Raw genomic sequence first — 23,278 nt, 5'->3', positions numbered from 1 at the left:
CGTTTGATATACCCATCGTTTTCTGGTAATTCCATTACACTAAGGTTTTAGTGTATCGCTATTTCAGGACGGGACATTAGTATAAATAAAAAAGCTTCTCATTTCTGAGAAGCTTTATATTTTTTTCGATACTTTTCTCAATTAAAGAGAAGCAACGTGTTTTGCTAAACCAGATTTAAGATTGGCAGCTTTGTTATCATGAATAATGTTTTTCTTTGCTAGTTTATCTAACATAGAAACTACAGAAGGAAACAAGGCTTCAGCTTCTTTTTTATCAGTTAACTCACGTAACTTTTTGATAGCATTACGAGTCGTTTTGTGCTGATATTTGTTCACAACCCGTCTTGATTCGTTTCTTCTAATTCTTTTTAATGCTGACTTATGATTTGCCATTTGCTTTTTTTATTTATAAAATATTGTAGCCCGTAGGGGAATCGAACCCCTCTTACCAGGATGAAAACCTGGCGTCCTAGCCGATAGACGAACGGGCCATTTTTGATTTTGAGTGTGCAAATATAAATTAAAATTTAAAACCTGCAACACCTTTTCAAAAAACTAACAATGTTTCCATTGCGGATGCAAAAATACAACTATTTTTAAATGTTGCAAGAGCTAAATAATTTTTTTTCAAAAAAAATTATTCAAGAGCCTTTTCTGCCATATGCTTAGTACGCTTTTGCGAACAATACTCTACGTTTTGATGGTTTTCCGGAATACACACAAACACCATCTTCTTCATTACTTTCTAGTGGAATACACCTAATTGTTGCTTTGGTCAATTCCTTTATTTTGTCTTCAGTTTCGTTGGTGCCGTCCCAATGCGCAGAAATAAATCCGGTTTTAGTTTCAAGAACTTCTTTAAATTCCTCAAAAGTATCCACCTCGGTAGTATGATTATCTCTAAACTTTAGAGCTTTATTAAATAAGGTCTCTTGTATCTCGTTCAACAAAACCTCAACCTTATCGTTCAAGCTATCTAGGGCAACAATTTCTTTGGTTAATGTATCTCGTCGAGCCAATTCAACCGTTCCGTTAGCCAAGTCTTTTGGCCCGATGGCTATTCGCAAAGGCACACCCTGTAACTCGTGCTGTGCAAACTTGGCACCTGGCCTGTGCGTAGTTCTACCGTCGAATTTAACAGATATGTTTTTTACCCTTAAATCGCTCATAATACTATTTGCCACTTCGGTAATTGCGCTTAAGTCTTCTTCACTTTTATAAATAGGCACAATAACCACTTGGTTTGGCGCCAAACTTGGAGGCAACACCAATCCGTTATCATCACTGTGGGTCATAATCAATGCCCCCATCAATCGAGTTGACACACCCCATGACGTGGCCCAAACATAATCTTGCTTACCTTCTTTGTTGGCAAACTTTACATCAAAAGCTTTTGCGAAATTCTGCCCTAAGAAATGTGATGTCCCGGCCTGTAGTGCTTTTCCATCCTGCATCAAAGCCTCAATACAATAAGTTTCAACAGCACCTGCAAATCGTTCACTTTCGGTTTTTAAACCTTGAATCACGGGAATGGCCATAAATTTTTCAGCAAAAGTGGCATATACATTATTCATTTGTTCAGCTTCAGCCACGGCTTCTTTTTTGGTTTCGTGAGCGGTATGCCCTTCTTGCCATAAAAATTCGGCCGTACGCAAAAACAAACGAGTACGCATTTCCCAGCGCACCACATTGGCCCATTGGTTTATTAAAAGCGGTAAATCTCTGTAAGATTGAATCCAATTTCTGTAAGTATTCCAGATAATCGCCTCACTAGTTGGCCTTACCACTAGCTCTTCTTCTAGTCTTGCTTCTGGATCTACTCGAAGCTTTCCTGGATTATCCGGGTCGTTTTGCAACCTATAATGGGTTACAACGGCGCACTCTTTTGCAAAACCTTCCGCATTTTTCTCCTCGGCCTCAAACAAACTTTTAGGTACAAATAATGGAAAATATGCATTTTGATGACCAGTTTCTTTGAACATTTTATCCAATTCGGCCTTCATTTTTTCCCAAATCGCATAGCCATATGGCTTAATAACCATACAACCTCTTACGGCCGAGTTCTCAGCCAAGTCTGCCTTAACAACCAACTCATTATACCATTTGGAATAATCGCTAGCTCTACTGGTAAGTTTTTTACTCATATTAAAGTTTTGGCACAAATATTGTGACTTAGTTAAATAAAAAATAGTTCAGCAAAACTAACTATTTTTGTTATGTTCAACAATAAAATTAAACAGATATGCAATTTAACAACTACATAAAAAGAAAATTGCCAATATTAGCTCTGTTTGGGCTTTTACTTGGTTTATCGTCATGTGGTTCTTACCAGTATGTTGGTGTGGACGATGATGGCATTTATGGTGAGCCAGAAAGGCGTTCAACTTATGAAGAAGCAGTTGTTGAAGTGCCAAACGAAAATAATAGTAACTACTATAAAAACTATTTTAAAACCAAAGCGATTGAAGCTGACAGCTATAATGGCGAAGATGCTATTTTCACAGATATTGATTCTTACGAAAGCAACAATTTTGAAAACGACAGCATTGCAAACAACTATGAAGGTTATGCTGGCTGGGGACAAAACAGCAATAGCGTAACCATTAATTACATTGATAACGGTTGGAACAACTGGGGCTGGAATGCCGGTTTCGGCTGGGGCTGGAACAGTTGGAGATACAACCGATGGGGCTGGAACAATTGGGGCTGGAACAATTGGGGGTACTACGATCCCTTTTACTACCCACCCTATTATGGTGGCTTTTATGGCGGCTGGGCATACAACCCATGGTATGGCGGTTATTATGGCTATAACAACTATGGCTATTACGGCAACCGTTATTACAATAACAGATATAGCAGAAGAGGCTTATCATATAGCGCTACAAGAAGAGGCAGTTATGCCGGCAATTATTCTAACCGCTCTGGCAGCGTAAGCAGACGAAGCAGCGTTAGCACAGCAAACAGAAGAACAGCATCTAAATATAATACCGCTAGAAGGAGCAGCGTTAACAGAAGCTCTTCGGCATCAACAGCTAACAGAAGAACTTATAACACGAATGGTATAAGAACCAATTCTGGTGTTACAAGAAGAAGCACGGTTACTAGAACCCCTTCTACAAACTCTAAATCCAGAGCATCATCATCAACTATGAGACGAAGTTCTAGCCGGGTTTACAGACAGCCAACGCGAAGCAGTTCTAATTCTAACACTTACAGAAGATCAAGTTCATCTTCCAGAAATTCAACCTATACTCCGAGCAGAAGTTCTAGTTCAAGATCTAGCGGATCAGTATCTCGATCATCAGGAAGCAGCAGAAGCAGCTCTGGAGGCTCAAGATCTTCAGGTGGAGGAAGAAGACGATAACCCTATATTTTAAAGAAACAAAAATCAGATGAAAAAGTTACAGATACTATGCATAGGTTTACTATCTATGTCTACGGTTTACGCTCAAGATATAAGTGACGCGTTAAGATATTCGCATGACGAAATACAGGGAACTGCCCGTTTTAGGGCAATGAGTGGAGCATTTGGTGCTCTTGGTGGCGATATGAGTGCCGTAAGCTTAAATCCAGCAGGTTCTGCCGTCTTTACAAGAAGTCATGCTTCCATTACAGGTTCAAACGTAGATACTGAAAATAACACCGAATATTTTGGGAATTTTACGAGTTCAAATGTTTCTAATTTTGACATCAATCAAGCAGGTGCAGCATTTGTCTTTGCCAACCGAAACAGTAATTCACCTTGGCGAAAATTTACGCTTGCTGTTGCCTATGATAGAACAAATAATTTTGATAACAGCTGGAACGCAAGAGGTTTGAACACAAATAATGATAACAATTTTAGTAATTCAATAGCCAGTTATTTTTATGATTATGCTGAAGGAGTTAGATTAGGAGACATTTCACTTTTAGACGGTGAATTTATAGAAGACGCTTACCAAGATATAGGTAATGTATTTGGCTTTGCTCACCAACAGGCATTTTTAGGCTACCAAGCTTTTATTCTTGACCCAGCTATGGATGAAGATGAAAACACATCTTATATAGGAAATGTGAATCCTGGAAATTTTTTACATGACTACTTTTATACGACAACAGGTTACAACGGAAAAGTAGCGTTCAATATGGCTACCCAATATAAAGATAATTTGTACCTAGGTTTAAACCTAAACTCCCACTTTTTGGATTATCAACGCATAACTTCCTTGCAAGAAGATAATAATAATGGTGGTCCAATAAATTTTATTGACTTTGACAATACACTTTCTACAACTGGAAATGGGTTTTCATTTCAACTAGGAGGCATCATGAAACTAAGTCCCGAATTTAGATTGGGAGTTACATATGACTCTCCTATCTGGTACACCATTGAAGAAGAAACAACTCAATATATAAATTCTAACGCAGCCGATTCTGAAATTGAATATATTTCAGATATAGTTAACGTTTACCCAAGATATAAATTACAAACTCCGGCTAAAGTAACAGGAAGTTTAGCCTATGTATTCGGAAAACAAGGTTTGATTAGTTTTGATTACTCTAAGAAAGATTACGGTAAAACTAAATTTAAACCAGAAGCTGATTATTTAGATTTAAATGATGGTATTGCCAATGTATTAACCGATGCATCAACTTACCGTTTAGGAGGAGAATACAAACACAAAGAATTCAGTTTTAGAGGAGGCTACCGTTTTGAGGAAAGCCCATACGCCGACGGCGAAACTGTTGGCGACTTAACTGGCTATTCCTTAGGATTGGGGTACAACTTTGGAAATACAAAGTTAGACCTTACTTACGACAGATCTGAACGTACAAATGCTACTCCTTTATACAATATAGGCTTGATCGACACAGCCAATATAGAACGAATAAACTCTAATATTACCATAACATTAAGTTTTAATATTTAACCTGCTTTTTATTAAACTTAAAAAGGCTTGAACTAAAACAGTTCAAGCCTTTTTTTACGAATTTATACAATGAATACATTAGATTAAACAAAACCGAAATTTTGACATTACCTCAAGGTAAAAAAATGAAAGAATGTCATGTTTAAACACCCCCAAAACCCTAAAAAAACAAAATACGACCTAATCTTTAGAATGGCATTTTATTTGCAATTAAAAAACTGTAAAACAAATGTTTAACTTAAATTTTTTAATTATGAGCAATTTAGCAACATTACCGAAAAATGGAGGTTTAGCAAATAAAAAATCGTTATCGAGCTTCCCTTCGTTATCGAACTGGTTTGATGACTTTTCAATTGGCGAATTTCCATCGTTATTTTCGTCGAACTTTAATACAGGGCTTTCAGTACCTAAGGTAAATATTAAAGAGGTGGCTGATGCCTTTTCTGTAGAAATGGCTGTTCCAGGTTTTAAAAAATCTGATTTCAACATAAATTTAGAAGATAACACCTTGTCCATTTCTGCTGAAATAAAAGAAAATAACGAACATAAAGACGAAGGTTATACACGCCGAGAGTTTGGCTATTCCTCATTCAAAAGGATTTTCACTTTACCAGAAACCGTTGATGATGCAAAAATTAATGCTAGTTACCATGATGGTATTTTGAACATTCTTCTTCCTAAAAAAGAAGAGGCCAAACAAAAACCTGCAAGAACCATAGATATTTCTTAAAGAATAAGAAATATTAACATTTTTCAACAAAAAAAAGCCTGCTAAAAAAGCAGGTTTTTTTTATTAAAAACCTAAACAAACACCTGTATATCAAATCATTAAATACGAATTCAATTTTAAACCAATATGACAAATATCATAGTTAAAATCTTAGATATTGAATAATTTTATGTTACCCATAGAAGCATAGTTGTCAATTTAAATATTAAAAATCATGAAAGCTAAAAAGAACCCGCAGCTTGAAATTGGAAGAAATAGCAGCACCTATTTTGCTATCGGGCTTAGTTTAATGCTACTTTTTTCTTGGCAAGTTCTAGAATATAAAACTTATGAGAAAAGCGAGGTAACCATAGATGTTGTGAATATGGAAGGTGAGGAAGATGAAAAAGATATTCCAATAATCAATATTAATACGCCGCCACCGCCACCGCCACCACCAGCCGTGATACAGGAAAACATTCAAATTGTTGAGGACACCGAAGATATTGAAGAGACTATAATAGAAAGCACCGAAACCAATCAAGAAGATGCTATTGTTGAAAGAAATATTGTTGACGTAGGCGATGTTCATGTTGAAGATTATGAAGAAGAAGTTCAAGTAGCATTTGCCATTATAGAACAGGTACCTATTTTTCCTGGCTGCGAAGGAAAATCAAAAGCTGCAACCAAGGCATGTTTTGAGAAAAAAATACAAGAACATGTTATTAAGAATTTTAATTACCCACAAACTGCAATAGATTTGAGTATACAAGGTCGCGTATCTGTAATATTTATTATCGACTCTAAAGGACACACCACCAACGTACGCTCAAGAGGACCAGATAAAATTTTGGAAACTGAAGCCGAGCGCATAATAGGCTCTCTTCCCAAAATGAAACCTGGCATGCAACGTGGCAGACCAGTAAAGGTATCCTATGCAGTACCAATATATTTTAAACTAGCAGGGATATAAGTAAACTATATTATAGCGAATCCCTATTTAACCCCCAATGCAATGCATTGGGGGTTTTCTTTAGCGAAAAATCACTATTTCTTCGTCAACCGACGCATAGCTACCCATTGCTTTAGCATCTCTCTGGAGTCTTGAGCAGGGTAACCAAGTACAGTTTTTCCTGCTTCAACATCACCAACCACACCAGAACCAGCCCCAACAGTTGCACCGGAATGAATGGTTGTATGGTCTTTTATGGAAGCTGCACCACCAATTATCACACCGTCGCCCAAAGTTACCGACCCAGCCAGTCCACTATGTCCAGCCATAATACACGAACGCCCCATCACGCTATTGTGGCCAATCTGAACCAGGTTATCAATTTTACTGCCATCGCCTATAATTGTCGAACTAAATTTAGCTCTGTCCACACAGGAGTTAGCCCCTATTTCTACATAATGACCAATAATTACGTTGCCTATTTGAGGTATTTTAACCAATCCGCGGCCATCATCACTTGGGCGATAACCAAAACCATCAGAACCAATACTAACATTAGTATGGAAAATACAATGGCTACCAATAACGCAACGTTCGCGAATTACAGTTCCAGACCAAGCTATTGTGTTATCGCCAATAACAGTTTCGTCAAATACACAAACATTGGGATAAAACACAACGCCATCTCCTAGCACTACATCTTTTCCTATATAGCAATGGGCTCCAATTTTACAGCCCTCACCAATTTTTGCAGTCTCGTGGACAACTGCAGTTGGATGTATATCGGTTTCAAACACTGGTGCTGGAGGATTAAAAAGTTCCAATACCTTAGCCATGGCTAAATCGGCATTTTTTACTTTAATAATCGCTCTATTTTCACCTGGCTCCAACGACAAATTATCGTTAACCAGTGCAGCACTGGCTTCAGATTCTTCCCAATATTTTAAATATTTGGTACTGCCAATAAATGTGATATGCTGCTTTTTTGCCTTGCGTAATTGCTCTGGGCCTTCAATTTCCTGAGAAGTATGCCCTATTAATTCTCCCTTTAAAAGGTCGTTTATTTCTTGAATCGTGTAAGATGCCATATTGTATGTTTAAGTTAGTAGGTCTGTAAATCTACTAGAAAAAAACATAAAATCACATTTTTACTCTTCTATTCTATTTTCATCAAATGCGGATGGTAATAATTTAGGAATAAACTTAACCACCAGTGGCAACAATAGCGCGCCACCGGGCAACAGAAAAATAGCCAAACTGGGAATAGACTTAAAAATATCCAAAAGCTGTTCCTGCACTTTCTTGTGCTCTTCAGGCGTTAAATCACGCATGGTTGATTGCGACAACAACACCATAAGTTCTTTGCTATCTTTTAACTCTTGGTACAAACGCTTGCTGTTTCTCGAAATGAGCTTGTAAACCATTTTACTCGAATTGTCATAAAAACTTTGAACGATGTTTTTCGAGCTTAAAAGGGCTATATTATCTTTATGAATGCTATAAAAATGATTGACGGTTTTAATAGACTGCATAATGCGTGAAATATCCAATTTTAAATCGCGCCCCAACCTTTCTAAAAATTGTTCTTCCTTTACATCAATCATCTGGTCGCTCCATGTGGCCATACATGATATATCTAATATGTAATACTTTTCTTGAGGTGTATTTAAATACTCAAGGGCTTTGCCATACGTAAGGTGCCTATTATCGTTATAACGCAACGAAGACTCGAACAATTTAATTAAACTGTCGTCATATTGATTTTTATCTGCTTTTGAATTAAGCACGTCCAATGATATCGCAACTATTGAAGCCTCAAGGTTTTTTACGTAATCAATACTGATGCTCTGAGTTTTCAGGTATTCCATATAAGCCAAAACATCAACATAAAGCAAAGCGTTTATAATAAAATAGTTGAAGTTTTTGGTTAGTACATTGACATCAATTTGAATACGCTTATGAATAATTTTCTCTAATTGCTCATTAGATTTTTTTCCACCCAATAGCCCTTGAAAGAAGGACGTTTTAATTTCATTTATAGCTGTGTAAAAGCTTATCACACTCTCAACAAATGGCGTATCGCTTCTAGATTTTGCATGTGCATATAAAAATGACAGGCACAAATTGGTTTTACAGAGTTCCCCTTCAGTTAAATCATTTTTAGGAAAAACCTGGGCAACAACTTCAAAATTGCTCCCATAAATAAATCCGCAAGCTCTTAAGGCATCATAAAACGATTCCTCATCATACTTTAAAAAGAGATTGTTCTTTTCAACCTCTCTTACCAGTTTCTTTATCCAACCTGCCGAAGATGGGTTCATAGTTTCTAAAAGGATAATTAACAATGTAAATGTAATGCTTTAGTCTAATAATTTGCAAATATTCGTATTAACAAAATTTTAACAAAACCGTGTTTTTCTTTTTTCCGTAGGTATGAGTGAGAGTCAAAAATAATAATAACAAAAATCTCAAAAAAATCATGAAAAATTTAAAAACAGTATTAGGAATAGGAATTATCGCTGCGGCTAGTTTCTTTATTATTGCGGCAGACCATATCGATGCGCCTGCCGTACAGGGTGGCAATAGTGATATTACCGACTTTTATGCATTTCAAGGCGAAAATTCAGATAATATGGTATTCGTTGCAAACTTACAAGGTTTACTTAGCCCAAGTGCCACAGGCAGTGCCACTTTTAACGAAAATGTATTGTTAGAATTTAATATCGACAATACAGGTGACAATGTAGAAGACTTAGTTATCCAAGCCATTCCAAGAGATGGAAAAATGTTCTTTTTTGGACCTGTAGCACCTTCTCAAACCGGACTTAACAGCATCGTACAAACCAATGCAACCGCAGTTGGCATAGTTGACATCACAACTTATGGCGAAAATGCTAAAATAAGTTCTTACGAAGGCATGAGCTTTTTTGCTGGGCCTAGAGACGACCCATTTTTTATGGACTTTGCGCAATATTCTGAAATAATTGCAGGTAATGCAACAAGTTTTAACAGCCCAGGAGCAGATACTTTTGCAGGAACTAATGTGATGTCCATAGTAGTTGAAGTGCCAAAAAGTATGATTGGGGGTTCTGGAACCATCAATACTTGGGTAGAATCTAAAAGAAAATAACAACACAACCTTATAAAAATTTGAAATATGAAAACGATAAAAAGAATAAAAATAGCAACAGTTGCATTTGCAGTAACCATACTGGCATTTAACTGTTCGAACAATGATGACAATATCATGCAACCCATGGGACCAGATTTTTCCGGCACGTACTCTCAAGAAGATCAAATGGGTAGACCAGCCGTAAACACCGTATTTGTTGCAAGTGCAGACAAAGATATGTTTAACGTTACTGTTCCATCAGATCAAAATGCGGCATTCCAAAGTAAATTTCAGTCCAACTTAATGGCATTAAGTCCAGCTTATGCAAATGCAGAAGACAAAAATGCATTAGGGTTAGATGCAGCCACTTTTACTGGCTTACTTGCTACCGACGTTTTAAATGTATCATTAGATGGCCCAACAACATTTTACGACGGAACGAATGTATTAACTGGAAGAACATTGTCAGACGATGTTATTACGGTTGAATTGCTTCTAATTTTTGGAGGTGAGGACTTTTCAGAAAATCCTGGATTATCTAATGATAATGTTGATTCCAACGATAAAGCCTTTTTGAGCTCCTTCCCTTATCTGGCTTCGCCTTGGTAAAACCTGAATAACCTACTTTAAACTCTAGAGCAAGGGCGCACACACCCTTGTTTTAGAGTAATTAAAACAACAAAAAACTTAAAAACAAAACGCAATGAAACCTTTAAAACACATAGCCGTAGCTCTGACAATTATATTGTTGGCGAGCTGTGGTAGCAAAGAAAAACAAATAACAAATAGAGAAGACTACGCTAATTATTTACACAATACAGAGAGCGAGATGTTGCAATTGGCAAAATCCGATTTAAACTTCTGGGAAAAAAAGCTAGAAAAAGAACCAAATCAGTTCCCATACTTTGCCAAAGCTGCAGCATCTCAATCTCAAATTTTTAACCAAACAGGGGAAATTGAAGCTCTAATAAAAGCCGAAAAGTATTTAATTAAGGCTAACGAAGCTACCTCATATAATAAAGCAGGCTACCTAAGAGCCTTAGCACGAAATTATATTTCACAACACAGATTTAAAGAAGCTTTGGGCTTATTAAAAAAAGCGGAAGACAACGGTGAAAACCTCAAAGGCACGCAGAAAATGCTATTTGATGTTCATATGGAATTAGGAAATTTCGATATCGCTAAAACATATCTGGAAAAAACGAGAAAAGATGGTAATTTTGATTATTTAATCAGACTATCAAAATGGTCTGACCACCGAGGAAATTTAGAGGCTGCCATAAAATATATGGAACAGGCCAAAACCATTGCCGAATCTTCAAACGTTCCATCAACCAAACAATGGGTTTATACGAATTTGGCTGATTATTACGGTCATGCCGGAAAAATACAAGACTCGTACCAACATTATTTGAAAGCCTTGGAATTAAACCCTGAAGACGCCTATGCCAAAAAAGGCATTGCCTGGATTGTCTATTCTTATGAAAAAAATGGCGATGAAGCCCTACATATACTAAACACCATAACAAAAAACCATAAATCTCCGGATTATTATTTACTGAAAGCAGAAATTGCCGAGTTTAAAAATGATCAAGGTTTAAAAGAAGAGCAACTTCAGCTTTATGCCGAAGCGGTTAAAAATCCATTTTATGGCGACATGTACAACAAGCACAACACGCTTTTATTGGCAGAAGACCCAAATACCACGGCAAAGGCTTTAATGATTGCAAATGAAGAAATACAAAACAGGCCAACACCGCAATCGTATGATTTACTGGCTTGGACGCATTACAACCACGGTAAGACTGAAGAAGCATTAAAAGTGATGGAAAATCATGTAGTAGGTAAAACTTCAGAACCTGATGTTCTATTTCATTTGGCTAAAATCTACAAGGCCAACAACAAAATAGAGCAAACAAAAAAATTAAAAAAAGAGTTATTAGAAAGCAGTTTTGAACTCGGGCCTATAACTGCTCAGGAAATACAGAATTTATGAAAAAGGGATAGTTAGTTTGTTTTTAAAAAGCCCGTTTGTAGTGTTTGATTTTTAGGGTTTTTTGTTAGATAGAAGCACTTAGTTGCAGCAATGCGGCTGGGTGCTTTTTGATTATTTTAGACTACGGATAAAGCAAGTACTTTTCACGCTTTTCCTTAAAAGCTTCTAACCCTGCTTTCCATGTAACCTTTATTTCTTCCTCCGATAAACCTTCTTCTATTTGCTTTTGTAGTTTTTTCGTTCCGGCAAGTTTCACAAAGAAATTGTTAAAGTATTCAGATGTATTGTTTGTGCTCCTGTAAGCTTCAATCAGCCATCTTAAGTTTAACGAACCTAAATCTTCTAATTGTCTCAAATCTTTTCCAAAGCACAATTTTTCTCGATGTTTTGGGTATTTAGCCCCATCGTTTGGTTGTGGAGTAAACTGAAAATCAAACAATTTAGAATTTAAAAATGGGCTTCCAAAAATTTGAAATTGCATTTCGGTTCCTCTCCCGGCACTTACATTCGTGCCTTCAAAAAAACATAAACTGGGATAAAGATTGATAGCTTTATCGTTTGGTAAATTCGGGCTCGGTTTTATGGGTAAGCTGTAACTTAAATTATGATTATAATTTTTAACCCGGACTACCGTTAAATCACACTGCACTCCATTATCCAGCCACTTTTCACCGTTAATCATTTGGGCGTATTCGCCAATGCTCATTCCATGAACCACAGGAACGGGGTGCATACCCACAAAACTTTGGTGTTCTGGCTCTAAAATAGGCCCATCAATATAATGTCCGTTAGGGTTTGGTCTATCTAAAACTATTAACGGAATATTTTGTTCGGCGCAAGCTTCCATGACATAATGCAAAGACGAGATATAGGTATAAAAACGCGCGCCTACATCTTGAATATCAAACACCACAACATCCAAATCTTCCAACTGTTCTTTCGATGGCTTTTTATTTTTCCCATAAAGTGAAATAATTGGAATTCCTGTCTTGGTGTCTATGCCATCCTTTACTACTTCTCCTGCGTCAGCGGTGCCACGAAAGCCGTGTTCGGGGGCAAATACAGTTTTCACATCAATATTTAATACCACTAACGAATCGATAAGATGAACAAAAATATTTGCGTTTATTTTTAAATTTTTATTCGGAACATAATCTGTAAAAATGGCTTTAATGTTCTTCATCGGCTTTTTTATCACGGAAGTTTGATTGGCCACAATCCCTACTCGCTTTCCTCTCAATAATGGTAAGTACAACTCCACTTGGTTTGCACCAACAACAACATTGGTGTCAATTTTAACTTTTTTCAGAATATCCACTTCTGTCTTCGTTCTTCCTTCTTCCGTCTTCCTCACGTTTCCGCAAGAAATTAATACCAAAACAAATAATAAAACTGTATTTTTGAACACACTAAACTTCATTTAAAAATTGAATTACGAGTTTTTTATTGCTAAACGCATTATTGACAGCAAAGCGTATAAAAGTAGTATATCGGCACCAATAATAAAAATTGGCATTGCCGCTATTGCTATTGGCATTATAGTTATGATGATTGCCATTGCCACAGGTATTGGGCTTCAGCAAAAAATACGTGATAAAGTGGTTGCTTTTAACGGGCATGTCTCTATTACCAATTACGATAGCAACAACTCGCAAGAAAGTGTTATTCCCATTTCAAAAAAACAAGAATTTTACCCAGAATTTAAAACCATTGAAGGTATTAAGCACATTCAAGGTATAGCTTCAAAATTTGGAGTAATACGTACCGAAACTGATTTTGAAGGTGTGTATTTAAAAGGCGTTGGGGACGATTATAACTGGGATTATTTTAAAGAATTTTTAATTGACGGCCGATTGCCTGATTACACCCAAAAACGAAATGAAGACGTATTAATTTCAGAATACTTGGCCAACCGATTAAATTTTAAAGTGGGCGACAAGTTCCAGATGGTTTTTGCAAAAGACGACCCCGAAAAATTACCGAACATGCTAACTTACCATGTAACCGGGATTTACAGTTCGGGATTTCAAGATTTAGACGCACAATATATTTTGGGAGACATTAGGCACCTGCAACGTATTAATCGCTGGGAAGACGACCAAATTGGAAATTTTGAAGTTTTTCTTGATGATTATGGCGATTTAGAACAAAAAGCCAAAGAAATTTACCAAAACACCCCATCTACATTTAACACGCAAACCGTTACTGATAAATATTATTCCATATTCGAATGGGTTAAAATTTTCGATAAAAATATTTACGGTATTATTGGCATTATGATACTCGTAGCAGGCATCAACATGATTACGGCACTTTTGGTTTTAATACTGGAGCGCACCCAAATGATAGGTATTTTAAAAGCGTTGGGGAGCAATAACTGGAGCATACGCAAACTATTTATTTACAACGCATCCTATTTAATTTTACTCGGCCTATTTTGGGGAAATTTAATTGGTTTAGGGCTACTGTTTGCGCAAAAATATTTTAAACTTTTCCCGTTGGATCCCAGTGTATATTACGTTACTGAAGCCCCAGTTTACATTAGCTTCGGTTATATTTTCGCACTCAACATAGGCACCATGGTACTATGCCTGCTTATGCTTTTAATACCGTCGTACATCATTACCAAAATATCACCAGTTAAGGCCATTAGGTTTCAGTAAATAAAATTGTTGATACTATCTCAAATTACAGTTTCTCTGTAAGATGGTTTACCTCAACTACCCCTCCGGCTTTCATATTTCCTATTTTGAATTTACCTATCCGAACGCGAACCAATCGCAACGTAGGAAACCCTACTGCCGATGTCATTTTACGAACCTGCCTAAATTTGCCCTCTGTTAAGATTATCGATACCCAAGTGGTTGGACCATGACGTTCATCACGAATCTTTTTGGCTCGCGCTGGTAAATCTGGAGTTTCAATTAACCGATGCACCTCACAGGGTTTTGTTAAATACTTGTTGCCTTCAATACTAATCTCTACGCCCATTTTTAGTTGCTCTATCGCCACTTCTGAAATCGTGCCATCAACCTGTGCATAATATTCCTTTTCAACTTTTTGACTATTAACTAAAGCACTGCTTTTTCCGTCGGTAGTGAGCAGCAACAAACCTTCTGATGCTTCATCTAGTCGTCCAACAGCCATGGTGCCATCAGGAAAATCGTAAAACTCACCTAAAAAGGTTTTTGATTGTTGTTTACTGGAATTGCTTTTAAACTGACTTAAAACGCCATAAGGTTTAAAAATGAGAAAATGCCTGTGGCTATTTTTATTTGACTCCACTTAAAATTTTATAAACAAGTTCTTTAGTAGGTTTTTGGCCATTAATTTTGGCTTTAACGGCTTCAAAAGTCATTTTAAAATCGCATCCCGATTTATATTCACTACATCCGTAGGCCGTTTTACCTTTCAAAATATTTCCCGTCTTACATTTTGGGCATTTCAATTCGTCAGGTTTCGATTTCGAGGAAGTCTTTTTTGGTTCTAGTTTCACTTTAAAATCATCATCAAAACGAAGCAATCCCTCTATTTTTCCTTTTCCCATTTCGGTTTTAAAACCCTTAAGATTTACCGTGCTTCCTTTTTGTAATAACCTGACAAACTGTTTTTCAGAAATCTTTTTTTCGGCAAACTTAAAAGGCAACACAAAATTGCAACCTGCTTTAAAGGCACTGCAACCATAGGCCGACTTCCCTTTTAATAAGGTTCCTTTTTTACATTTTGGGCAGGTTTCAGTTAAAAGCCCCCTTTGCTTTTTATCAGCACCCTTAGCAGCTCTGCTTTTAATAACGTTAGCTTGGGAAATATTGGCTCGTTTCGTTTCGCTACGAACTTCATAAACTAGGGCATCAACCATACGTTTCATATTTTTTATAAACGCACCGGCACTAAATTCGCCTTTTTCGATGTCTTTCAACTGCTTTTCCCAAGAACCCGTAAGTTCGGCGGACTTCAATAATTCATTTTGAATGGTCTCTATTAATTGAATGCCCGTAACCGTTGGGAGCACCTGCTTTTTATTTCGCTTTATATATTTCCTTTTAAACAGCGTTTCAATAATATTGGCTCGTGTTGATGGGCGGCCAATGCCATTTTCTTTCATCAAGTCGCGAAGCTCTTCATCATCAACCTGCTTGCCGGCCGTTTCCATAGCGCGCAATAACGACGCCTCTGTAAATTGGTTGGGCGGTTTGGTTTCCTTTTCTAAAAACGAAGGTTCGTGAGGCCCTTTTTCACCTTTTTCGAATGTGGGCAAAACTCCCGATTCTTTCTCCTTTTTATTGGGGTTTTCAAAAACTACACGCCAGCCCTTATCCAAAATTTCTTTGCCCGTAACTTTAAAAGTCACCTCAGCAGCACTTCCTAAAACTGTGGTGTTCGACACATTACAATCTTCGTAAAACACAGCGATAAAGCGTTTTACTATGATGCTGTAAACCTGTTGTTGTGTAGGGTTTAATTGAGTCTGCATCCCCGTGGGAATTATGGCGTGGTGATCAGTCACTTTTTTATCGTCAAAAACACGTTTCGATTTTTTAATTTTTTTTCCCAATATAGGTTGTGTTAAAGCCGAATACTGGGTAAGTTTTTGAAGAATTCCGGGTACTTTCGGATATATATCGTTTGGTAAAAATGTGGTATCCACTCTAGGATAAGTCACCACTTTACGCTCATATAGTGCTTGAACGATTTTTAAAGTTTCATCGGCCGAAAAGCCAAATTTAGTATTACAATACACTTGTAGTCCCGTTAAATCGAACAGTTTAGGAGCATATTCCTTGCCTTTTTTCTTGTTGATGGAAACGATTTCAAATTCGGCTTCTTTGACTTTATTGGCCAAAGTTTCACCGTCTTCCTTTTTAAAAAAACGCCCATCTTCATAGCTAAAAAGGGTTTCTCTATACAAGGTTTGAAGTTCCCAATACGGTTGCGGCTTAAAATTTTCAATGTCCTTAAACCGATTGACCACCATAGCCAAAGTTGGGGTTTGCACGCGTCCTACCGAAAGTACTTGTTTGTAACCACCGTGTTTTAAGGTGTAGAGTCTTGTAGCGTTCATACCCAATAACCAATCACCAATAGCTCGGGAAAATCCTGCATAATATAAATTGTCGTAGTCGGTCGCTGGTTTCAAGTTTTCAAAGCCTTCTTTTATGGCTTCCGTGGTCAATGAGGAAATCCACAGCCGTTTTACTTCACCTTTGTATTGGGCTTCGTTCATTACCCAGCGTTGAATGAGTTCTCCCTCCTGCCCGGCATCACCACAATTTATTACTACTTCAGCTTTGTCGAATAATCCCTTTACAATTTTAAATTGCTTCTGAATGCCCGAATTGGCCACTACTTTGGTTTCAAACTTTTCTGGTAGCATGGGCAAATTGTTCAAGTCCCAGCTTTTCCAATATGGTTTGTAGTCGTTTGGTTCTTTTAAAGTACAAAGATGACCGAAGGTATAAGTTACTGCATAGCCATTGCCTTCAAAATAGCCATCGCGCTTGGTATTGGCTCCTAAAACAGAGGCAATCTCGCGGGCAACACTTGGTTTTTCGGCTATACAGACTTTCACTTAATGGTTTTTAAATAGGTCTGCAAATTAAATATTTTGATGTGTTTTTTGAAGTGAAGTTTTTAGGAGTTATTAACCAACAGGAAAAAACCTAATCACCTTCTTTCTGCATAAAATCAGGAAATCCGCTCGGTGTCCATTTTACTACTCTAGCTCGTGTAGCTCGATTTGGATCGGAGAGTTCGTGACCTTTAATTCCGTTATAATCTCGGGCGTGGTAAATCATGATATCGGTTTTCCCATCTTCGGAAGTTGTAAATGAATTGTGCCCTGGTCCATAGCGTTTTAAGTCTTCGTTAGTATAAAATATCGGGGCTGGCGATTTGTGCCAATTCGATGCATCCAAAATATCGGCGTCTTTATCAATCCAAAGCAAGCCTAAACAATAATTGCTATTTGTGGCACTGGCCGAATAGGTTACAAATATTTTTCCGTTTCGTTGTATTACAGCGGGGCCTTCATTAACGTTGTATTTCATCCGTTCCCAACTAAATTCCGGCTCTGTAATGACCACTTCGGGACCAACAAGTTCTGTTGGCGATGCCATTTCAGAAAGCACCAATGCCGTACCGTGCTTACCGCCCCGCACATTTTGCGCCCATATCATATATCTCTTATCATTATGCTGAAAAATTGTGGCATCAAGCGAAAACGATTCTATATCGGTTTTTATCTGTCCTTCTTCCTTCCATTCTCCTTCCATGGGGTTTTCGGATGCATTGGAGAGCACCCACATTCTAATATTCCAAACATTTTCGGCTTCCCCAGCAGCGAAATAAATATACCAAACCCCATCAATTTTATGAAGCTCTGGTGCCCAAATATGATGTCCCATAACACCTTTTTTGTGCCTAGTCCAGACGACCTTTTCTTCAGCTTTTTTTAAACCGTTTATCGTCGCGGCTTTTCTCAGAACAATTTTATCGTACTCGGGCACGGTGGCAATTAGGTAATATGTACCGTCCTCTGATTTATGAACCCATGGGTCGGCTCGTTTTTCAGCCAATGGGTTATTGAATTCTATGTTTTGAGAAAACAATGAGTTACTGTTCAAAAGAACACATACTGATACAACAAATAACTTAGCTATATTCATTTTTTATTTTTATAGAAATTTAAAGTAACTACCACTCACGCTTCTTATTAAGCTCCTCCAAAGCTTCCAGTTCTTTCTGCGGAATTACCTTTAAAAATGAAGGGTGTTGCTCGATAGCGTATTCTATCTTTTTTACGATTTCATCGGTAGTTTCATTATCGTAATCAATCTCTAAGGGCGTCTTAATTTCTATAGATTGCAGAATATTTTTCTTTTTTATGCGCAATCCTTTTTTATCGAACGACCTTCTAAAACCATCAATAACAATAGGAATTACAATGGGTTTATAACGTTTAATAATGTGCGCCGTTCCTTTTCTAATCGGCTTAAAAGGTGTGGTAGTGCCTTGTGGAAAAGTAATGACCCAACCATCATCTAAAGCCTTTCCTATACTGGAAATGTCACTCATTTTAACTTGTCGGTTCACATCTTTCCCCTCTGAACGCCAAGTACGTTCGATACTTACCGACCCTACGTATGCCAAAACTTTTGGCAACAAACCAGCTTTCATCGTTTCTTTGGCCGCTACGTAATAAATGTTCAATTTAGGGTTCCAGAGATAACCTACATTTTTTATGGAATCTACACGTCCGCTCAAACTAGCATTGAACACGTGAAACATAGCTACCACATCAGCAAAATAGGTTTGGTGGTTGGAAACAAACAACACCTTGGTGTCCGGTAAATCTTTTATAATTTCAGACCCCTCGATTTGCAGTTCGTTAAAACCTCGAAAACGCCTATGTGTCATGGCTCCTAAAACTCTGATGAGCCATTTTTTAATAATCAATATATGTCCAAAGGGGTTTCTTTTAAACAATCCCATAAATTACACTTCTTGTTTGCTTGGTTATACAATTTAAACAAATTATGCCAAAACCTGCTCAAATTACGCTTACAAATGTAATAAACTATCCAAATTACGAAAGTTGTTTCAGGATATCTTTAATTTCACTGAGCATCATCGCCGTTGCTCCCCAAACTACAAAATCGTTAAGCAAAAACGCAGGTACCTCAACTTCAACACTGTACGAGGTTTTTACTTTTTTAGTAATTAAGCTTTTATCATCCAAAAAATGTTTTATAGCTACCTCAATAATGGCTTCAACCTCATCTTCTTGCTTTATAAATTGTGGTTTTTGCTTTACCACCCCCATAAATGGCTGTACATAAAAGTTACTTGGTGGAATATAAACGCGTGACAAGGTTTTAATTACTTCTATACTATCGAGAGGTACACCTATCTCCTCTTCAGTTTCTCTTAAAGCGGCATCTTCCAAAGATTGGTCTTGGGGTTCCAACTTACCACCAGGGAACGCCACTTGGGCAGAATGCACACCCTTATAAGTTTTTCTTAAAATAAAAACCAGCTGTGTTTGCTCTTTTTCATTAGGATAAAACAATGCCAGCACACCTGCATGCTTGGCGCGCTTTATAGCCTGAGCCTGTTTTTTTAAAAGCTCCTGCCTAAACGGTGGCATCATTTTAAAATGCGATATTTCGCCTAAAAGCGGTATATTTTTTATTTTTGAAAGCGATTGCTGAAATTCGTCGAAATTCATTTAGAAAAAAGCCCTAATCGGCATTTAAAATATTAAAAAATGAGACTTTACTTATTAATGTGCCTTTGTATCGTTTTTTTGAATTGTGAAGATAAAAAAACTAAAAACAAAAGCGCTCCCAAAACCGAAGTTGTAAAAAAAGACAACTCTGTTATAAATACTAAAACAGAAGCTAAGGCTGTAAGTGAATTGCCGGAGCGTGAATTCCCCCTATTAACTGAGAAAAACGCTATGGAATTTTTCTTGCAGTACGACAAAAAACACAAGGAAAACAAAGTGCGCATAACGACTGATTTAGGTTCATTCGATGTCTTGCTATATGACGAAACCAAATTTCACCGCTCGAATTTTATTTTCCTTACCAAACAAAACTATTTTAATGGCACCCAATTTTACCGTGTAATTGATGATTTTATGGTACAGGCTGGCCACAGCGACGACCAAGAAACTTTAGACAAACGTCATGCCATTGGGCAGTACTTACTGCCGCCTGACACGAAACGTGGCTTTAAGCACGACCGTGGTGTTATTTCCATGCCCAGTAGCGAAATAGACAATCCACATAAATTAGCCTCGCCTTTTGAGTTTTTTATTGTGCAACAAAAGGGTGGCGCCCATTACCTAAATGGCGATTATACCATTTTTGGGCATGTAACGCGGGGCATGGACGTGATTGATAAAATTGCCGCCGTAGAAACCGATGATGCCGATTGGCCGCTACGGAATATTTATATTAGAAATGTAGAGATTATTGAGTAGTGCTATGTTTATATATCTTTGTGTACATTACTTGACTTTGTAAAAAAATTCAACTACCTTAGTTTAACAATCGATAAAGTTCATTGAAACGGAACTTTATCTTTGCATTGTACGTCATTTGATCACCTTCAAGAAAATCATCCATCCATTAACGAAAATTGTCCATTTTAATTCATTCCATTCTTCATCATCTTTGTAGTGTCAATATTGACAAACAATTTTAAAAAATAAAAAAATGGAAAGTGTAACTGAAACGGAATTGAATGTTCCTACAAGAAATGAAGTATCTCAAACAAATCAAGAGATCTTTGACAATTTAGACAAAGCTTTGGGTTTTGTACCAAACCTTTATGCAACTATAGGGTATTCAGACCATGGTTTAAAACGGTACTTGGACTTCCAAAATGCTAAAACATCTTTATCAAACAAAGAGAAAGAAGCAGTAAACCTTATCGTTAGTCAGGTAAATAGTTGTATATATTGTCAAAGTGCGCATTTAGTATTAGGGAAAATGAATGGATTTAATGATGAACAATTATTAGATATCAGAAAAGGAAGTAGTGAAAACTCAAAATTGAACGCATTGGTAAAATTGGCAGCAGACATCACTCAAAACAGAGGAAAAGCTAGTAATGAAAATGTGGAAGACTTTTTTGCTCAAGGATATACTAAAGAAAATCTTGTAGATGTAATACTTCAGGTGAGTGATAAAACTGCTATGAATTATCTACATAACCTTACAAAAGTGCCTGTAGATTTTCCTATAGCAGAAACCATTTAAACCAAACAAAGGAAATATGGGTTTTCATATTTCCTTTATTTTTAACCTTTAATTCAATTTAGAGATGAACCTAGTTAAGAATGTACTAGCTTTTTTAAAAAGAGACCCAAATGATAACAAGTTAAAATCACCTAAAGGATTTTGCCCAAATTGTTGGGGAAGACAGGAATATGGAGGTAACTTTTATAAAGCTTTAAAGACTGCAAACATCAAAGATTTGGAGTATAAAAAAGGCTGGATTACATTGTATGTCGAGAGTAACTTAAAAGGAATTTACTTACAGACCAAAGTAAACAAACTGGTCTGCAATGTATGCTTTAAAAGCTACAATACTTGTCGGTAAACATATTTAATTTATAAAATCAAAAAAGTACGCACATCATGAAAAAGCTTCCAATACCGCCTTTTAACGAAGAAACGGCAAAACAAAAAGTTCTAATTGCTGAAGACGCATGGAATTCTAAAGACCCAATACAAGTTTCAAAAGCTTATACCACAGATTCGGAATGGCGAAACAGAACACAGTTTATTACTGGACGAGAAGAAATTGTAACCTTTTTAACACAAAAATGGAAAAACGAAAAGCATTATAAACTAAAAAAAGAGCTTTGGGGTTTTAAAGAAAATAGAATGGCTGTTAGATTTGAGTATGAATACCAAGATAAAAACGACCAATGGTACAGAGCCTATGGCAATGAGCTTTGGGAATTTGATGAAAATGGGCTTATGCAAAAACGCTATGCTAGTATAAACGATTTAAAAATTACAGAAAACGAAAGAAAACTAATGTAACATAAATCATGACGCAAAATAACCGCCTTACGCTCATTAACCCGCAAACGGGTAATCTGGCATTTAAAATATATCATTTAGAAAAAGACAACCCATTTGACCATATCCAAAGGCTAAATTATTACTCGCTCATTTGGATACAAAAAGGCAATGGAACCCTAAAAGCTGATTTTTCTGAATACGATTTTGATGAGAATGTGTTGTTGTCTTTTTCTCCCTATCAACCATTTATGATTAGTACTAAAACAGACATAAGTGGTGTGGTAATTCATTTTCATCCCGATTTTTTCTGTATTCATAAACACCACAATGAAATTGCTTGTCATGGTGTGTTATTCAATAATATTTACAATCCGCCTATGGTTCAAGTAAATGAAAATACTACGACAAGTTTTGAAATGATAATAGAGCAATTAAAGGAAGAAATGAAAAAGACAGCTTTAGCACAATATGAATTATTGATTTCCTATTTAAAAATATTTTTAATAACCGCCTCAAGATTAAAAACAGAACAACAAACCGAAGCACAAAAAGCAACTACCAATAATGAAGAACCCTTCATTTTACAGAATTTAAAGAATTATATTGAAAAGCATTATAAAACAAAACATTCTGCTAGTGAATATGCCAATATGTTAGCAATTACGCCAAAAGCATTAACAAGACTAACCAAAGCCCATTTTAATAAAACCTTAACCGACTTAATCTCGGAACGCATCATTATAGAAGCCAAAAGAGAATTATACTTAACCAATAAAACAGTAAAAGAAATTGCATACGAGTTAGGATATAATGACGAATATTATTTTAGCAGATTTTTTAAAAAAAATGCAGATGCATCTCCACAACTTTATAGAGAAACTGTTGGTTTTGATAGAGCTTCTGTTAGTTAAAAAATAAAAAACAAACGCACAACAAAGTTGTGTATAATTATTAACTATATTATTAGCTAACTTAAGTTATACGTATTCCAAGATCAAATCCTAATAAAATTTAGTTTTATTTTTTAAGCTGCATATTGCTGAAGTACCACATAA

At 36.6% G+C, this 23,278-nt stretch carries 21 protein-coding genes, 1 tRNA gene and 2 pseudogenes; 13 read left to right on the top strand and 11 right to left on the bottom strand.

Annotated elements, in window-relative coordinates; translation table 11 throughout:
* Nucleotides 1-141: 141 nt before the first annotated feature.
* The 3 genes from rpsT to proS form a co-directional block, all read right to left on the bottom strand.
* On the bottom strand, nucleotides 142-393 hold the full coding sequence (gene rpsT / locus ACIEHO_RS15940) for a 30S ribosomal protein S20 (RefSeq protein WP_406973554.1): 252 nt from the start codon (nucleotides 391-393) through the stop codon (nucleotides 142-144).
* Between the two features lie 26 nt (nucleotides 394-419).
* A tRNA-Glu gene (locus ACIEHO_RS15935) sits at nucleotides 420-491 on the bottom strand.
* Between the two features lie 174 nt (nucleotides 492-665).
* Complete coding sequence (proS, locus tag ACIEHO_RS15930; protein WP_406973552.1) at nucleotides 666-2,144, bottom strand: proline--tRNA ligase; 1,479 nt, start codon at nucleotides 2,142-2,144, stop codon at nucleotides 666-668.
* 98 nt (nucleotides 2,145-2,242) lie between these two features.
* Between proS and ACIEHO_RS15925 the strand changes: the two genes are divergently transcribed.
* The 4 genes from ACIEHO_RS15925 to ACIEHO_RS15910 all read left to right on the top strand — a co-directional run bounded on the left by ACIEHO_RS15925 (nucleotide 2,243) and on the right by ACIEHO_RS15910 (nucleotide 6,595).
* A complete protein-coding gene (locus ACIEHO_RS15925) occupies nucleotides 2,243-3,367 on the top strand; it encodes a hypothetical protein (RefSeq protein ID WP_406973550.1) in 1,125 nt (374 codons plus the stop codon).
* Nucleotides 3,368-3,395: 28 nt separating this feature from the next.
* On the top strand, nucleotides 3,396-4,913 hold the full coding sequence (locus ACIEHO_RS15920) for an OmpP1/FadL family transporter (RefSeq protein WP_406973548.1): 1,518 nt from the start codon (nucleotides 3,396-3,398) through the stop codon (nucleotides 4,911-4,913).
* Nucleotides 4,914-5,166: 253 nt separating this feature from the next.
* Nucleotides 5,167-5,643 carry an Hsp20/alpha crystallin family protein gene (locus ACIEHO_RS15915; RefSeq protein ID WP_406973546.1) on the top strand — a complete coding sequence of 159 codons (477 nt, stop codon included), beginning with the start codon at nucleotides 5,167-5,169 and terminating at the stop codon, nucleotides 5,641-5,643.
* 214 nt (nucleotides 5,644-5,857) lie between these two features.
* On the top strand, nucleotides 5,858-6,595 hold the full coding sequence (locus tag ACIEHO_RS15910) for an energy transducer TonB (protein ID WP_406973545.1): 738 nt from the start codon (nucleotides 5,858-5,860) through the stop codon (nucleotides 6,593-6,595).
* Between the two features lie 74 nt (nucleotides 6,596-6,669).
* Here ACIEHO_RS15910 and lpxD read toward each other — a convergent pair whose 3' ends face one another.
* Nucleotides 6,670-7,662, bottom strand: a complete 993-nt coding sequence (gene lpxD, locus ACIEHO_RS15905) for a UDP-3-O-(3-hydroxymyristoyl)glucosamine N-acyltransferase (protein WP_406973544.1) — start codon at nucleotides 7,660-7,662, stop codon at nucleotides 6,670-6,672.
* Between the two features lie 60 nt (nucleotides 7,663-7,722).
* Nucleotides 7,723-8,895: an LETM1-related biofilm-associated protein gene (locus ACIEHO_RS15900; RefSeq protein ID WP_406973542.1), complete on the bottom strand. Its 1,173-nt coding sequence runs from the start codon at nucleotides 8,893-8,895 to the stop codon at nucleotides 7,723-7,725.
* A gap of 158 nt (nucleotides 8,896-9,053) precedes the next feature.
* Between ACIEHO_RS15900 and ACIEHO_RS15895 the strand changes: the two are divergent.
* From ACIEHO_RS15895 to ACIEHO_RS15885, 3 genes and pseudogenes are all read left to right on the top strand, one after another.
* Nucleotides 9,054-9,326, top strand: a pseudogene (locus tag ACIEHO_RS15895) (DUF4331 family protein); the annotation flags it as partial.
* Nucleotides 9,327-9,359: 33 nt separating this feature from the next.
* Nucleotides 9,360-10,295: pseudogene (locus tag ACIEHO_RS15890) on the top strand (DUF4331 family protein).
* Between the two features lie 94 nt (nucleotides 10,296-10,389).
* Entirely contained in the window at nucleotides 10,390-11,682 is a 1,293-nt protein-coding gene (locus tag ACIEHO_RS15885; RefSeq protein ID WP_406973540.1) for a tetratricopeptide repeat protein, read from the top strand.
* Between the two features lie 121 nt (nucleotides 11,683-11,803).
* Here the strand turns inward: ACIEHO_RS15885 and ACIEHO_RS15880 are convergent, their stop codons facing one another.
* Complete coding sequence (locus ACIEHO_RS15880; protein WP_406973538.1) at nucleotides 11,804-13,102, bottom strand: exo-beta-N-acetylmuramidase NamZ family protein; 1,299 nt, start codon at nucleotides 13,100-13,102, stop codon at nucleotides 11,804-11,806.
* Between the two features lie 7 nt (nucleotides 13,103-13,109).
* On the opposite strand from ACIEHO_RS15880, the gene ACIEHO_RS15875 reads away from it, so the two are divergent.
* Nucleotides 13,110-14,345 (top strand): ABC transporter permease, encoded by a 1,236-nt coding sequence (locus ACIEHO_RS15875; protein WP_406973536.1) that lies wholly within the window; start codon nucleotides 13,110-13,112, stop codon nucleotides 14,343-14,345.
* A gap of 25 nt (nucleotides 14,346-14,370) precedes the next feature.
* Here ACIEHO_RS15875 and ACIEHO_RS15870 read toward each other — a convergent pair whose 3' ends face one another.
* From ACIEHO_RS15870 to ACIEHO_RS15850, 5 genes are all read right to left on the bottom strand, one after another.
* The gene (locus tag ACIEHO_RS15870; protein WP_406973534.1) at nucleotides 14,371-14,967 is read right to left on the bottom strand and encodes a pseudouridine synthase; all 597 of its coding nucleotides are present in this window, start codon (nucleotides 14,965-14,967) and stop codon (nucleotides 14,371-14,373) included.
* The gene (locus ACIEHO_RS15865) at nucleotides 14,954-17,251 is read right to left on the bottom strand and encodes a type IA DNA topoisomerase (protein ID WP_406973532.1); all 2,298 of its coding nucleotides are present in this window, start codon (nucleotides 17,249-17,251) and stop codon (nucleotides 14,954-14,956) included. The genes ACIEHO_RS15870 and ACIEHO_RS15865 overlap by 14 nt, the downstream gene beginning before the upstream one ends.
* A 91-nt stretch (nucleotides 17,252-17,342) precedes the next feature.
* On the bottom strand, nucleotides 17,343-18,347 hold the full coding sequence (locus tag ACIEHO_RS15860; protein WP_406973530.1) for a glycoside hydrolase family 43 protein: 1,005 nt from the start codon (nucleotides 18,345-18,347) through the stop codon (nucleotides 17,343-17,345).
* A 28-nt stretch (nucleotides 18,348-18,375) separates the two neighbouring features.
* Nucleotides 18,376-19,173, bottom strand: a complete 798-nt coding sequence (locus tag ACIEHO_RS15855; protein WP_406973528.1) for a lysophospholipid acyltransferase family protein — start codon at nucleotides 19,171-19,173, stop codon at nucleotides 18,376-18,378.
* Nucleotides 19,174-19,267: 94 nt separating this feature from the next.
* On the bottom strand, nucleotides 19,268-19,909 hold the full coding sequence (locus tag ACIEHO_RS15850) for an NUDIX hydrolase (protein WP_406973526.1): 642 nt from the start codon (nucleotides 19,907-19,909) through the stop codon (nucleotides 19,268-19,270).
* 39 nt (nucleotides 19,910-19,948) lie between these two features.
* Here ACIEHO_RS15850 and ACIEHO_RS15845 point away from each other — a divergent pair, with 39 nt between their 5' ends.
* The 5 genes from ACIEHO_RS15845 to ACIEHO_RS15825 all read left to right on the top strand — a co-directional run bounded on the left by ACIEHO_RS15845 (nucleotide 19,949) and on the right by ACIEHO_RS15825 (nucleotide 23,134).
* Nucleotides 19,949-20,668 carry a peptidylprolyl isomerase gene (locus ACIEHO_RS15845; protein WP_406973524.1) on the top strand — a complete coding sequence of 240 codons (720 nt, stop codon included), beginning with the start codon at nucleotides 19,949-19,951 and terminating at the stop codon, nucleotides 20,666-20,668.
* 235 nt (nucleotides 20,669-20,903) lie between these two features.
* Nucleotides 20,904-21,449: a carboxymuconolactone decarboxylase family protein gene (locus ACIEHO_RS15840; protein WP_406973522.1), complete on the top strand. Its 546-nt coding sequence runs from the start codon at nucleotides 20,904-20,906 to the stop codon at nucleotides 21,447-21,449.
* Nucleotides 21,450-21,513: 64 nt separating this feature from the next.
* Complete coding sequence (locus ACIEHO_RS15835) at nucleotides 21,514-21,792, top strand: hypothetical protein (RefSeq protein ID WP_406973520.1); 279 nt, start codon at nucleotides 21,514-21,516, stop codon at nucleotides 21,790-21,792.
* Between the two features lie 38 nt (nucleotides 21,793-21,830).
* Nucleotides 21,831-22,241, top strand: coding sequence for a DUF1348 family protein (locus ACIEHO_RS15830; protein WP_406973518.1), 411 nt, complete (start codon nucleotides 21,831-21,833; stop codon nucleotides 22,239-22,241).
* A gap of 8 nt (nucleotides 22,242-22,249) precedes the next feature.
* Nucleotides 22,250-23,134 (top strand): helix-turn-helix domain-containing protein, encoded by an 885-nt coding sequence (locus ACIEHO_RS15825; RefSeq protein ID WP_406973516.1) that lies wholly within the window; start codon nucleotides 22,250-22,252, stop codon nucleotides 23,132-23,134.
* Nucleotides 23,135-23,278: the final 144 nt, after the last annotated feature.

This window comes from Flavisericum labens (assembly GCF_045446075.1).
In the GTDB taxonomy this organism is placed as follows: Bacteria; Bacteroidota; Bacteroidia; order Flavobacteriales; family Flavobacteriaceae; genus Flavisericum; species Flavisericum labens.
This window is presented reverse-complemented; position numbering and strand designations above follow the sequence as displayed.

What these genes read in the sequence shown, in the direction of transcription:
- ACIEHO_RS15920 (WP_406973548.1), top strand. Translation starts at nt 3,396, where the DNA reads ATGAAAAAGTTACAGATACTATGCATAGGTTTACTATCTATGTCTACG.
- ACIEHO_RS15910 (WP_406973545.1), top strand. Translation starts at nt 5,858, where the DNA reads ATGAAAGCTAAAAAGAACCCGCAGCTTGAAATTGGAAGAAATAGCAGC.
- ACIEHO_RS15850 (WP_406973526.1), bottom strand. Translation starts at nt 19,909, where the DNA reads ATGAATTTCGACGAATTTCAGCAATCGCTTTCAAAAATAAAAAATATA.
- rpsT (WP_406973554.1), bottom strand. Translation starts at nt 393, where the DNA reads ATGGCAAATCATAAGTCAGCATTAAAAAGAATTAGAAGAAACGAATCA.
- ACIEHO_RS15845 (WP_406973524.1), top strand. Translation starts at nt 19,949, where the DNA reads ATGAGACTTTACTTATTAATGTGCCTTTGTATCGTTTTTTTGAATTGT.
- ACIEHO_RS15900 (WP_406973542.1), bottom strand. Translation starts at nt 8,895, where the DNA reads ATGAACCCATCTTCGGCAGGTTGGATAAAGAAACTGGTAAGAGAGGTT.
- ACIEHO_RS15855 (WP_406973528.1), bottom strand. Translation starts at nt 19,173, where the DNA reads ATGGGATTGTTTAAAAGAAACCCCTTTGGACATATATTGATTATTAAA.
- ACIEHO_RS15835 (WP_406973520.1), top strand. Translation starts at nt 21,514, where the DNA reads ATGAACCTAGTTAAGAATGTACTAGCTTTTTTAAAAAGAGACCCAAAT.
- ACIEHO_RS15825 (WP_406973516.1), top strand. Translation starts at nt 22,250, where the DNA reads ATGACGCAAAATAACCGCCTTACGCTCATTAACCCGCAAACGGGTAAT.
- ACIEHO_RS15840 (WP_406973522.1), top strand. Translation starts at nt 20,904, where the DNA reads ATGGAAAGTGTAACTGAAACGGAATTGAATGTTCCTACAAGAAATGAA.
- ACIEHO_RS15860 (WP_406973530.1), bottom strand. Translation starts at nt 18,347, where the DNA reads ATGAATATAGCTAAGTTATTTGTTGTATCAGTATGTGTTCTTTTGAAC.
- proS (WP_406973552.1), bottom strand. Translation starts at nt 2,144, where the DNA reads ATGAGTAAAAAACTTACCAGTAGAGCTAGCGATTATTCCAAATGGTAT.
- ACIEHO_RS15925 (WP_406973550.1), top strand. Translation starts at nt 2,243, where the DNA reads ATGCAATTTAACAACTACATAAAAAGAAAATTGCCAATATTAGCTCTG.
- ACIEHO_RS15915 (WP_406973546.1), top strand. Translation starts at nt 5,167, where the DNA reads ATGAGCAATTTAGCAACATTACCGAAAAATGGAGGTTTAGCAAATAAA.
- ACIEHO_RS15830 (WP_406973518.1), top strand. Translation starts at nt 21,831, where the DNA reads ATGAAAAAGCTTCCAATACCGCCTTTTAACGAAGAAACGGCAAAACAA.
- ACIEHO_RS15880 (WP_406973538.1), bottom strand. Translation starts at nt 13,102, where the DNA reads ATGAAGTTTAGTGTGTTCAAAAATACAGTTTTATTATTTGTTTTGGTA.
- ACIEHO_RS15885 (WP_406973540.1), top strand. Translation starts at nt 10,390, where the DNA reads ATGAAACCTTTAAAACACATAGCCGTAGCTCTGACAATTATATTGTTG.
- lpxD (WP_406973544.1), bottom strand. Translation starts at nt 7,662, where the DNA reads ATGGCATCTTACACGATTCAAGAAATAAACGACCTTTTAAAGGGAGAA.